At 65.6% G+C, this 11,379-nt stretch carries 10 protein-coding genes; 7 read left to right on the forward strand and 3 right to left on the reverse strand.

The features are described from left to right. Positions 1 to 5 precede the first annotated feature (5 nt). Together QUV11_RS04365 and QUV11_RS04370 are read right to left on the reverse strand one after the other, a co-directional pair. Positions 6 to 551, reverse strand: coding sequence for a histidine phosphatase family protein (locus QUV11_RS04365; RefSeq protein WP_300880741.1), 546 nt, complete (start codon positions 549 to 551; stop codon positions 6 to 8). Beyond that, positions 548 to 3,475 (reverse strand): ATP-dependent DNA helicase, encoded by a 2,928-nt coding sequence (locus QUV11_RS04370; protein ID WP_300880742.1) that lies wholly within the window; start codon positions 3,473 to 3,475, stop codon positions 548 to 550. Before QUV11_RS04370 ends, QUV11_RS04365 begins: the two co-directional genes overlap by 4 nt. A 42-nt stretch (positions 3,476 to 3,517) precedes the next feature. Here QUV11_RS04370 and QUV11_RS04375 point away from each other — a divergent pair, with 42 nt between their 5' ends. From QUV11_RS04375 to QUV11_RS04385, 3 genes are all read left to right on the forward strand, one after another. Continuing rightward, positions 3,518 to 5,092, forward strand: coding sequence for a lysine--tRNA ligase (locus QUV11_RS04375; RefSeq protein ID WP_300880743.1), 1,575 nt, complete (start codon positions 3,518 to 3,520; stop codon positions 5,090 to 5,092). Then, on the forward strand, positions 5,089 to 6,069 hold the full coding sequence (locus QUV11_RS04380) for a magnesium and cobalt transport protein CorA (RefSeq protein ID WP_300880744.1): 981 nt from the start codon (positions 5,089 to 5,091) through the stop codon (positions 6,067 to 6,069). Before QUV11_RS04375 ends, QUV11_RS04380 begins: the two co-directional genes overlap by 4 nt. An 82-nt stretch (positions 6,070 to 6,151) precedes the next feature. Continuing rightward, the gene (locus tag QUV11_RS04385; protein WP_300880745.1) at positions 6,152 to 6,721 is read left to right on the forward strand and encodes a type 1 glutamine amidotransferase domain-containing protein; all 570 of its coding nucleotides are present in this window, start codon (positions 6,152 to 6,154) and stop codon (positions 6,719 to 6,721) included. On the opposite strand, the gene QUV11_RS04390 is transcribed toward QUV11_RS04385, so the two are convergent. Beyond that, a complete protein-coding gene (locus QUV11_RS04390; RefSeq protein WP_300880746.1) occupies positions 6,722 to 7,678 on the reverse strand; it encodes a fatty acid desaturase family protein in 957 nt (318 codons plus the stop codon). It abuts the gene before it with no gap. A 244-nt stretch (positions 7,679 to 7,922) separates the two neighbouring features. Here QUV11_RS04390 and QUV11_RS04395 point away from each other — a divergent pair, with 244 nt between their 5' ends. The 4 genes from QUV11_RS04395 to QUV11_RS04410 all read left to right on the forward strand — a co-directional run bounded on the left by QUV11_RS04395 (position 7,923) and on the right by QUV11_RS04410 (position 11,369). Beyond that, a complete protein-coding gene (locus QUV11_RS04395; protein ID WP_300880747.1) occupies positions 7,923 to 8,450 on the forward strand; it encodes a DOMON-like domain-containing protein in 528 nt (175 codons plus the stop codon). A 35-nt stretch (positions 8,451 to 8,485) separates the two neighbouring features. Then, a complete protein-coding gene (locus QUV11_RS04400) occupies positions 8,486 to 9,682 on the forward strand; it encodes a DUF1343 domain-containing protein (protein WP_300880748.1) in 1,197 nt (398 codons plus the stop codon). 43 nt (positions 9,683 to 9,725) lie between these two features. Next, complete coding sequence (locus tag QUV11_RS04405; RefSeq protein ID WP_300880749.1) at positions 9,726 to 10,151, forward strand: hypothetical protein; 426 nt, start codon at positions 9,726 to 9,728, stop codon at positions 10,149 to 10,151. Positions 10,152 to 10,244: 93 nt separating this feature from the next. Next, positions 10,245 to 11,369, forward strand: coding sequence for a sterol desaturase family protein (locus QUV11_RS04410; protein ID WP_300880750.1), 1,125 nt, complete (start codon positions 10,245 to 10,247; stop codon positions 11,367 to 11,369). The last annotated feature ends 10 nt before the right edge of the window (positions 11,370 to 11,379 follow it).

Consider the following 11,379-nt stretch of genomic DNA (forward strand, 5'->3'; position numbering starts at 1 on the left):
GTCGCTTAATCGTCGTCCTGCGGGCCGAGCTCGGGATCGAGATCGCGCGGGCGGGTGACTTCGACGAGCTTGGCCGAGCGGTTGTCGAGATCGGACCAGCGATCGATCGCAATTTCCATCACCGCAAGTGCGGCGGTCGGGAACTTCTCCTCGACCACGTCGCGCAGCGGGCTCGACCCGTCATCGGCGACCAGATCGAACACCAGATCCTCCAGCCCCGGATTGTGGCCGACCATCAGCACATGGTCGGCGGTATCGGGCACGCCGCGCAGCACGTCGATCAGCGTGACCGACGAGGCGAGATAGATGCGCCGGTCCCAATCGGGATTGAGCGTCTGACCGAATGCGGTTTCAAAATGGTCGATGGTTTCGGTCACGCGCACGGCCGGCGAAGCGACGACGGCGTCGAATGCCATGCCCTTTTCGGCGGCATAAAGCCCCATGGCCTTGGCACCGCGCAGCCCGCGCGCGTTCAACGGCCGATCGAAATCGCGCAGCGACCGGTCGAGCCAGTCCGATTTGGCATGCCGCAGCAAGGTCAGCTTCTTCATCGCGTCTCTCTCCCGGACCCCGTCACGGGATCGATTCGCGCGCCCGGCACCGATTGCGCAGAAACGCCAGATTGCACCGCTTGTAAAGCTTCGGAAAGGGTGCACCTGCGCACGGGCGTGCCCGCAGGAAAGGCGCTGAGCAGCCGCGAAGGGAAGGCCGATGACAGCATCACGAACCGCCCGCGGTCGTCGGCACGGCGGATCAGCCGACCGAAGGCTTGGGCGAGGCGGGCGCGGATGATCATGTCGTCATACTGGGTACCACCACCGGCGGCTTTTCGTGCACGGTGAAGGATGTTCGGCTTGGGCCAGGGCACCCCCTCCATGATCACCAGCCGCAGCGAATGGCCCGGCACATCGACGCCATCGCGCAGACTGTCGGTGCCGAGCAACGAGGCGCGCGGATCGTCGCGGAAGATATCGACGAGGGTGCCGGTTTCCATCGGATCGACATGCTGCGCGTACAGCGGCAGCCCCGATTGCGCGAGCCGGTCGGCGATCCGTCCATGGACGCTGCGCAGCCGGCGGATCGCGGTGAACAGCCCCAGAGCGCCCCCACCCGCGGCCTCGATCAGCCGCCCATACGCGCCCGCAAGCCCGGCCATATCGCCGCGCTTCACATCGGTGACGATCAGCACTTGGGCCTGATTGGCGTAATCGAACGGGCTGCGCGCGGCGAACATTTGCGGAGGCTTTTCCAGATGCACCGCGCCCGAGCGGGTGAGCGCAGGACCCCAGTCCTCGCCGGCCTTGAGCGTTGCCGAGGTCACCAGCACCCCGTGCGAGGGCTTGATCACCGCCTCGGCGAGCGGCTTGCCGGGGTCGAGCCAGCGCCGGTGCAGCCCCATGTCGTATTCGCGGCCCTCGAACCGGTCGAGCGCGAGCCAGTCGACGAAATCGGGATCGGCAGGCCCGCCGATCCGCCCGAGCAGCGACGCCCAGGCGGCTAGCAGATCGATCCGCCAGCCGAGCGAAGCCAGTGCGCCCTCGATCCGCGCGCGCGCCGGGCCGTCGAGCCAGTCGGGGCCGTCCTCGATCAGTGCCTCGAGGCGCCGCCCAAGTGCTACCAAAGGGTTGTGCAGCGCATCGATCGCGCGCGCGGCATCGAGCGCGGCGGCCACCAGCGGCCCGTCGAGCTCGGCGAGTTCTGTTTCGAGCCCATAGCCCGCGTCCTCGCCGCCGCTTTCATCGCGCGCATAGACCGTGCCGCGGATCGCGGCGAGCAGTTGCTCGATCTCACCCGAGGCCGCGCCCTCGCGGATGCGCGCCAGCCAGCCTTCGCCGGGCAGGGCTTCGGCCGCGATCCGTGCCGCCTCGATCGCACGCCCGCCAAGCTCGTCGTATGAGGCGACATCGGACAGGCGTGCGGCAAGCCCGCGCCTGCGCCCGCGCGACTTGCCTTCGGGGCCCATCACCCAGCGCCGCATTTCGACGGTTTCCTGGCCGGTCAGCGCAACCGCGAACATCGAGTCGGCGGCATCGTGGAGGTGATGGCCTTCGTCGAAGATGATGCGCGTGGGGCGGCCCTGTTGCTCCCGCGCGCGCGCCGCGTTGACCATCACCAGCGCGTGGTTGGCGATAACGAGGTCGGCGTGCTGGCTCGACCTTGTGGCGTGCTCGATGAAGCATTTGCGGTAGTGCGGGCAGCCGGCATAGACGCACTCGCCGCGCCGGTCGGTCAGCGCAGTAACGCCTGCGCGCCGGAACAAGGTGATCAGCCAGCCGGGAAGATCGCCGCCGATCATGTCGCCATCGCGGCTATACGCGGCCCAGCGTGCCACCAATTGCGCGAGCACCGCCGCACGGCCCTGGAAGCCGCCCTGCAGCGCGTCCTCCAGGTTGAGCAGGCACAGATAGTTTTCGCGGCCCTTGCGGATGACAACGCTTTTGCGGAATGCGGCCTCGTTACCATAGATCCGCTCAGTTTCGCGCGACAGCTGGCGTTGCAGCGCCTTGGTGTAGGTCGATATCCACACCGTGCCGCCGGTCGCCTGCGACCAGAGCGAGGCAGGCGCCAGATAGCCCAGGGTCTTGCCGATTCCGGTGCCGGCCTCGGCGAGCAGCATGTGCGGCTCGGACTTGCGCTCGCGCGGCGCGAAGATGTGCGTCGCGGTGCGCGCGAACTGGCGCTGGCCCTCGCGGCGCTCGGCACCGGTGCCGGTGAGCGTTTCAAGCTGCGCCTCGACCGCATCCTCGCTCAGCGTCACCTGTCGAGGCTGCGGCCGCGGCGGCTGCTCCTCCCATTCGGGCAGACGGCTGAACAGCCAGCGTTCGGCCTTTTCGGGTTGTTTGATGTGCCTGGAGGCAGCACCGGCCCAAGGCCAGCGCAATTTCGCCAGAGCCTGCAGCGAAGACCACGCGCCTTCGCGCTGCGGCCAGGCGGGGTCCTCGAGCGTGGCGAACAGGGTTTGGGTGGCGGCGTGGAGCAGGGCGGGGATAGCGGAGTCGGGGATCGAGATGTCGCCTGCACCATCTTCCGGTCCCCCGCGAAGGCGGGGGCCCATCTCCAAAGGGTTGACGATGGAGCGGTCCGCACTTTGGCCGAAGACGTTGGCGTTTGCAGGCTCTGCATCGCCACCCCCCAGCAATCCCGAGAGCTCGGGAGATGGGCCCCCGCCTTCGCGGGGGACCGGGGAGAGCGCTGGAAGAGGCAGCTTGAGCGCCCGCGCCAGCCCCATCGGAGTCGGCACCATGAACTGCGCCGGGTGGACGAACGCGAACAGCTCGAGCAGGTCCAGCCCGGAGAGCTCGGGATAGCCCAGCCGCTGCGCCACCAAGGGCGCGTTGAGCATGATCAGCGGGGTTTCCGCCGCGCGGCCGATCGCCTCGCCCTTGGAGATGCGCGTCGCGGGTTGGCCGGGATGCGCGAACCAGATCGCGCTATGGCTTGCATGCAGGGCGGGAAAGTTTAGGGAAGCGGACATCACACGCCCTTATGGCGGCATTGGAACGAAAAGGAAACACACGTGAGCGCGTATCGCGAGGCAGCACTGCGGTCCAAGGCATGGCCATTCGAGGAAGCGCGCAAGCTGGTCAAGCGCTATCGCGACGGCAAGCCCGAAGCGCAAGGCCCGGTGCTGTTCGAAACCGGCTATGGTCCTTCCGGCCTGCCGCATATCGGCACCTTCCAGGAGGTGTTCCGCACCACGCTCGTCCGCCGCGCCTACGAGACGCTGACCGGTGGCGCGCCGACCCGGCTGGTGGCGTTCAGCGACGACATGGACGGCCTGCGCAAGGTGCCCGACAACGTGCCCAACCCGGAGATGCTGCGCGAGCATCTCGGCAAGCCGCTGACCCAGATCCCCGATCCGTTCGGCAAGTTCGAAAGCTTCGCGCACCACAACAACGCGATGCTGCGCGCGTTTCTGGACCAGTTCGGTTTCGAATACGAGTTCGTCTCGTCGACTGAGCGTTACCAGGGCGGCCATTTCGATGAAGCCTTGCGCGGGGTGCTGCGCAACTATCAGGCGATCCTCGACATCATGCTGCCGACGCTGCGCGCCGAGCGCGCCGCGACCTATTCGCCGGTGATGCCGATCAGCGCCAAGTCGGGCGTGGTGCTGCAGGTCCCGGTCGAGGTGGTCGATGCCGAAGCGGGAATCGTGCGCTTCGTCGACGACGGGGAGACCATCGAGCAATCGATCCTGGGCGGGGCTGCCAAGCTGCAGTGGAAGGTCGACTGGGCGATGCGCTGGGTCGCTTTGGGCGTCGACTACGAGATGTACGGCAAGGACCTGACCGACAGCGGCGTGCAATCGGGCAAGATCGCGCGCGTGCTCGGCGGGCAGAAGCCCGAGGGTATGATCTACGAGATGTATCTCGACGAGAAGGGCGAGAAGATCTCCAAGTCCAAGGGCAACGGCCTCTCGATCGACGAGTGGCTGCGCTATGGTAGCGAGAACAGCCTGGCGTTCTATATCTACCGCGATCCCAAGGCCGCCAAGCAGCTGTCGCTCTCGGTCGTGCCGCGCGCGGTGGATGAATACTTCCAGTTCCGCGACACCTGGCACACCCAGGACGCCGACAAGCGCCTAGGCAATCCTGTCCACCATATCCATGGCGGCGAGGTTGCCGAGGGCGGACTGCCGGTGAGCTTCGGGCTGCTGCTCAACGTCGTCAGCCTGCCGGGGATGGACGACAAGGATCTGGTCTGGGGCTTTGTCCAGAAGTACGCGCCGGGGGTCTCGCCTGAGACGCATCCCGAGCTCGACGGGCTGATCGCCAATGCGGTCAACTATGGCCGCGATTTCATCGCGCCGACGCTCAAGCGCCGCGCGCCCGCCGGAACCGAGGTCGATGCGCTCAAGACGCTCGACGCCGAACTCGCCGCGCTGCCTGAGGACGCCACCGCCGAGGATATCCAGAACATCGTCTACGCGATCGGCAAGGACGAGGCTTATGGCTTTGGCAATCTGCGTGACTGGTTCAAGGCTTTGTACGAGACGTTGCTCGGCTCCGAACAGGGACCGCGGATGGGCAGCTTCATCGCGTTGTACGGCGTTGCCAACACCCGCAAGCTGATCGCGCAAGCGCTGGCATGACCGTCATCGCGGCCAGGCTGTACCGCGAGGGGCAGAAGGTTGCCGATGTCGACATAACCCAGCCGCTGCCGGTTCCCGGCGACAACGAGTTGCTGTGGATCGGGCTGCACGAGCCCAGCGAGGACGAGCTGGCGCCGATCGAGGAACAACTCGGGCTGCACCCGCTGGCGGTGGAGGATGCGCTCGACCAACGCCATCTGCCCAAGATCGAAGCGTTCGGCGAGCATCTGTTCACCGTGGCGCGGACGGTGCACCTGACCGCGACCGATGGCAGCAAGACGCACATCACCTATGGCAACACCGCGGTGTTCATGGGGCGCAATTTCATCGTCACCGTGCGCCACGGGTCGATGCGCGATCACAGCCCGGTGCGCACCCAGCTCGAGGCGACGCCGTGGATGCTGGCGCACGGCGCGGACTTTGTGCTCCACGCCATCCTCGATTTCATCGTCGACAACTATCTCGATGTCATCGACGTGCTCGAGGACCGGGTGCTGGCGATGGAGGATAATGCGTTCGATGCGTTTCTCGATCGCGAACAGACCGCAGGCTTGTTTTCGCTGCGCCGCGATCTGTTCCGGCTGCAGCGCGTGCTCGGGCCGATGCAGGATGTCGCCGCGCGCTGCATGAACCTCAGCCTCCCGCAGATCGACGCCGATATGGTGCCCTATTTCCGCGATCTGCACGATCATGTCCGCCGTGCAGATTACCGCGTCGCGGGGCTGCGCGACACGCTGACATCGGTGATCGAGACCAGCGGGCTGCTCGAGCAGCAGCGCCAGGGCGCGATCACCCGCCAGCTCGCAGCCTGGGCGGCGATCCTTGCTGTGCCGACCGCGATTGCAGGGATCTATGGCATGAACTTCGACGTGATGCCCGAACTGCGCTGGCGCTATGGCTATTTCGCTATCGTCGGCGTGATGGCGCTGATCTGCCTGACGCTTTATGTCCGCTTCAAACGGGCGAAATGGCTTTAGCGCGCGACCGGCGACCCGGCTGAGGGAACGCGCTGCCGCGTCGATCCGTAGGGGTTGCATACCCCCATCACGGAGAACCCCTATGTCGCTTCCCAATCTTACCGGTCGCAAAATCTGCATCTTGGCCACCAATGGTTTCGAGCAGTCCGAACTGATTAAGCCGCGCGATACGCTGCGCGATGCCGGCGCCACCGTCCACGTCGTCTCGCCCGAAAGCGGCGAAATTCGCGGCTGGCAGGGCGATGACTGGGGCGACAGCGTCTCGGTCGATGCGCCGCTTGATGGTGCCAAGGCTGCGGACTACGACGCGCTGGTGCTTCCCGGCGGCCAGATCAACCCCGATCTGCTGCGCGCCGACGAAACCGCGATGGCGTTGATCAAGGACTTCGCCGCAGCCGGCAAGCCGATCGCCGCGGTCTGCCATGCACCGTGGCTGCTGATCGAGGCAGGGCTTGCCAAGGACAAGACGATGACCTGCTACACCTCGATCCGCACCGATCTCAAGAACGCCGGTGCCAACGTCGTCGATCAGGAGGTGGCGGTCGACGGCAATCTGATCACCAGCCGCAATCCCGACGATCTGCCCGCATTCAGCGCGGCGATTGCGATGGCGGTCAACGAAGCTGCCAGTGCGAAGTCTGAAACCGTCTGATCATTGCGTTTGTGCGGCGGGTGATGGGATGATCACCTGCCGCATGACATCCGCGTAACCGCGCGAGATCGTCATGCGATCAGCATGCCCGCCCTCGACCAGCATCCGGTGCGCGCGCGGCAGGTTGTAGCACGGCACCCCCATGAACAGATGGTGCTCGCTGTGGAAGTTCACCCAGTAGGGCGCTACCGTGGCACGCTCCAAGACGTTCGCATACGTCGTGCGCGCATGCGTGAACGGGTCCTCGCTGCCGGTCGCGGTGCAGGCATGTTCGGCGATGTTGCGGATGCGCAGGTAGAGCTGGAACGTTGTCGCCAGCGCGATCAGCCAGACCAGATAGGGCAGTGCGCCCAGCCCGGTCGCGAATGACAGCGCCAGCAGCACGGCTTGCGCGGCGAAGAACCGCAGCATGACCTTGCCCACGAACAGGTTCTGCTCCTTCGCGCCGGGGCCGAAACCCTTCAATGCCATCTTTACCTGCGCGCTGCGCTGCTTGAAAAACGTCTGGCCGGTCAGGTCGCGAAAGACCTTGCGCAGCATGCTCGCGCGGGTGGTGGGGAAGGGGGCCGACAGCGACAGATCGGGGTCTTCGGCCTGCTGGGTGTAGCGGTGGTGCGTCAGGTGATAGGTGCGATAGGCGTGCATGTCGGTGCCCATCGGCACCCCCGTGATCCATTGGCCGACCCAGTTGTTGATCCGCCGGTCGGGGTGCATCAGGCCATGCGCCGCCTCGTGCATCAGGATGGCAAGCCCAAGCTGCCGCCCGCCGATCAGCAGAATCGCGATGATCCACGCCCACCAGGTGCCCAGATACGCCGCGCCCCAGGCGAGTGCGACGATCACCGCCCAGCCATGCGCGACCAGCGCCAGCCCCTTCCAGCGCGACACCGCGGTCAACTCCCGAAACGCATCGCGACCTAATATCTGCGAAGGGTTGGCGGCTTTGACGAGAGCCATGGGCATCCATCTCCTGCGGGCCCTTGGGGCGCACGTACTTTACGTTTGCGTCAGTTTAACAGAGGTGCCGTCGATCCGCAAACCGGTCCTGTCATCGTCACCCGAGCGTAACTCACCCGTCACCCCCGCGCAGGCGGGGGGGGCCGCTTCTGCGCGCGGGTCGAGCCGGAGCGGGATTCCCGCGTTCGCGGGAATGACGGGGAAGGTGCTTGAATATCCGGCGCTTGTCCGCGAAGTTGCGGCCATGAAATCGCACATCCTTGTCTCCCATCCCGACTGCCCGTTGCCCGCCATCGTCGAGGTCGCCGTCGGATGGACGCTCGATGCCGAGGCGCTGGCGCTGGAGTTCCGCGTCTCCGATCCCCACCACACAATTCTCTGGCCCGCGCCTGCATCGGGCCGCACCGACGGCCTATGGCAAAACACCTGCTTCGAGGCGTTCATCGGGTCCGCCACCGGCAGCGCCTATGCCGAGGTGAACCTCTCGCCTTCGGGCGCCTGGGCGGCCTATGCGTTCGATGACTACCGCTCGGGTATGCGCGACCTGAACCTAGCTACCCCTCCGCAGATCGCGCACACCGCGTCCAACCGTTGGCACGCGACGCTCGACCTGACCGGGCTTTCCGACCTGATCGGTCCCGCGCCGTGGCGGCTCGCGGTTACCGCGGTGATCGAGGCACGCGACGGTTCCAAATCCTACTGGTCGCTAGCCCATCCCCCCGGCAAGCCCAATTTTCACCACGCGGATTGTTTTGCCGCGCGGCTGGGGTAAAGAACCCGCACCCTTTTCGCAGCGCGAGTTCCCATATGCTCTTCGGTATCGATCGTCTTCTGGCAGAGCCTGATCTGCGCAAGCCCTTGCACGGCAAGCGCGTCGCTCTGGTTGCGCACCCTGCATCGGTGACCGCCAATCTGACGCACTCGCTCGATGCCTTGCCGGCGCTCGACGACATCCGCCTGACCGCCGCCTTCGGCCCGCAGCATGGGCTTCGCGGCGACAAGCAGGACAATATGGTCGAAAGCCCCGACTTCACCGATCCGGTGCACGGCATCCCGGTGTTCAGCCTCTACGGCGAGGTCCGCCGCCCGACGGGGCAGATGATGGACACCTTCGACGTGGTGCTGATCGACCTGCAGGACCTCGGCTGCCGCATCTACACCTTCGTCACGACCTTGCTGTACATGCTCGAGGCCGCGGCGAAGGAGGGCAAATCGGTGTGGGTGCTCGACCGGCCCAACCCCGCCGGACGCCCGGTCGAGGGGCTGACATTGCGCGAGGGCTGGGAAAGCTTCGTGGGGGCAGGTCCGATGCCGATGCGCCACGGGCTGACATTGGGTGAGATGGGCCACTGGTTCATCCAGCATTACGGGCTCGACGTCGATTACCGCGTGATCGAGATGACCGGCTGGCAGCCCGATGCCGCACCCGGCCACGGCTGGCCCGAGAGCCGCATCTGGATCAACCCCAGCCCCAACGCGCCCAACGTAAACATGGCGCGCGCCTATGCGGGCACGGTTATGCTCGAGGGCACGACATTGAGCGAGGGCAGGGGAACCACCCGCCCGCTCGAAATCTTCGGCGCGCCTGATATCGACGCGCGTGCCGTGATCGCAAAGATGCACGCAATCGCGCCGCACTGGCTCACCGGATGCGCCTTGCGCGAGATCTGGTTCGAGCCGACCTTCCACAAGCATGTCGGCAAGCTGTGCCATGGCGTCCATATCCATGCAGAAGGGCCGTTCTACGACCACGCCGCCTTCCGCCCCTGGCGCGTCCAGGCGCTCGCGTTCAAGGCGATCCGCAGCCTCTACCCGGATTACCCGTTGTGGCGCGATTTCCCGTACGAGTATGAACTTGGCAAGCTCGCCATCGACGTGATCAACGGCGGCCCTGCCTTGCGCGAATGGGTCGATGATGCAGGCACGGCGCCGGATGATCTCGATGCGCTGACACGGCCGGATGAGGCGTCGTGGGATAAGGTGCGGGAATTGCTTCTGTATTGAGCGCGCTTACGCAATTTTTACCCGTCTGCGCTATGCCAGCGCAATGGATGCGGTCTACACAATCGAAGTCGATCCGATACGCAATATCGTTCGGCATTATCTTGCCGGGTTCTTCGAGCCAGCGGATGTCGAGCGATACGTCGCGGCGCGCAATGCCGCGCATGCCCAGCTGACCAGCGGCCCCAACCAGCATGTCACGCTGGTCGATGTGCGCGACATGAAAATCCAGCAGCAGGACATCGTCAAGGCATTCGGCGGCGTGCTGGCCGACCCGCGCCATCGATCGCGCAAGCTCGCCTTCGTCGTCGCACTGTCGCTGGCCCGCACGCAACTGCAGCGCGCCACCGTTAGCCGTGACGCGCGGTTTTTTACCAGCCGCGACGAAGCAGAAGCCTGGCTGATGGCAGCAGGCGAGGAAGAAGAGTTCCCGGGCCAGCGCGATGGCGAACCGCACGCCCGCGTGGCTTGATTGCAGCCTGCTGCTCGACAGGCAGCATATGCAAAAAGCAGCTGTCGCGCCCAATCAACCATATTTTTGTTAATCGCCGTCATTCTCGCCTCCATGACCGCAGAGCAATGGCTGACCCGCATCTTTGCAGACCAGGCGCCGCGCCGTTTCGGTAGCGGGTGGGTGAGCGGTGTGCTGGGCATCGTGCTGGGTTTGCTGAGCGTCGTTGCGGTGTTGTGTCTGCATTTTCCACAGTGGCTGACATTGCCGGAGTTGCGCGGACGGTATCCGCTGCCGTTGGTGCGCAGTGCGATCGATATTGCTATTCTCTGCACGCTGGTGCTGGCCGCGCTGTCGATGCTGTTGCGGCGCCGCAAGGCGCTGGGGCTGGCCGGGCTGGCGATGGCGGCCATTGCGTTGGCGCTGGGCGCGGGCGGGGTGGCGATCCCTCAGGCGCCGGCCAGTGCGGTCTATGTCGGACTCGACTGGTTCGTGCTGGGAACGCTGACCACCGCGGCGCTGTTCGTGCCGCTGGAGCGGGCGTTTGCGCTGCGGCGCGAGCAGGGGCCATTCCGGCGCGGCTGGCTGACCGATACCAGCTATTTCTTCATGAGCCATGCGCTGGTGCAACTGATGTCGCTGCTGGTGCTGATCCCCGCGACCCAGCTCGGCCAGGCGCTGGCCATTGCGCCGGTGCAGGCGGGTATCCAGATGCTGCCGCTGGCGGTGCAGTTCCTCGCGATCGTGCTGGTCGCCGATCTTGCGCAATACGCTGTCCACCGCGCCTTCCACGCCGTGCCTTTGCTATGGCGCTTCCACCGCGTCCACCATTCGGTGACGCAGATGGACTGGATTGCCGGATCGCGGCTGCATCTGGTCGATGTCGTGGTGACGCGCGGCCTGGTGCTGCTGCCGATCGTGATGCTGGGGTTCGACCAGGTTGCGGTCTACGCCTATCTGGCTTTCGTGTCAGTCCACGCGGTCTTCATCCACGCCAACTTTGCGCCGCGTAAGGTGTGGCTCGAACGCTGGATCGCGATGCCCCGCTTCCATCACTGGCACCACGCGATCGAGCCCGAAGCACGTGACCGCAATTTCGCGGTGCACCTGCCGATGATCGACCGCTGGTTCGGCACCGAGCATATGCCCGAGGACCGCTGGCCAAGCGGCTATGGCATCGAAGGGCTCGAGGTGCCCGAAGGCTATGCCCGGCAGATGGTGTGGCCGTTCACCCGATAACGGCGGCCGA

The organism is Blastomonas sp. (assembly GCF_030373265.1).
In the GTDB taxonomy this organism is placed as follows: domain Bacteria; phylum Pseudomonadota; class Alphaproteobacteria; order Sphingomonadales; family Sphingomonadaceae; genus Blastomonas.

Excerpts from the sequence above, each read along its gene's own strand:
- QUV11_RS04365 (WP_300880741.1), bottom strand. The coding sequence starts at position 551 with ATGAAGAAGCTGACCTTGCTGCGGCATGCCAAATCGGACTGGCTCGAC.
- QUV11_RS04370 (WP_300880742.1), bottom strand. The coding sequence starts at position 3,475 with ATGTCCGCTTCCCTAAACTTTCCCGCCCTGCATGCAAGCCATAGCGCG.
- QUV11_RS04380 (WP_300880744.1), top strand. The coding sequence starts at position 5,089 with ATGACCGTCATCGCGGCCAGGCTGTACCGCGAGGGGCAGAAGGTTGCC.
- QUV11_RS04385 (WP_300880745.1), top strand. The coding sequence starts at position 6,152 with ATGTCGCTTCCCAATCTTACCGGTCGCAAAATCTGCATCTTGGCCACC.
- QUV11_RS04390 (WP_300880746.1), bottom strand. The coding sequence starts at position 7,678 with ATGGCTCTCGTCAAAGCCGCCAACCCTTCGCAGATATTAGGTCGCGAT.
- QUV11_RS04395 (WP_300880747.1), top strand. The coding sequence starts at position 7,923 with ATGAAATCGCACATCCTTGTCTCCCATCCCGACTGCCCGTTGCCCGCC.
- QUV11_RS04400 (WP_300880748.1), top strand. The coding sequence starts at position 8,486 with ATGCTCTTCGGTATCGATCGTCTTCTGGCAGAGCCTGATCTGCGCAAG.
- QUV11_RS04405 (WP_300880749.1), top strand. The coding sequence starts at position 9,726 with ATGGATGCGGTCTACACAATCGAAGTCGATCCGATACGCAATATCGTT.
- QUV11_RS04410 (WP_300880750.1), top strand. The coding sequence starts at position 10,245 with ATGACCGCAGAGCAATGGCTGACCCGCATCTTTGCAGACCAGGCGCCG.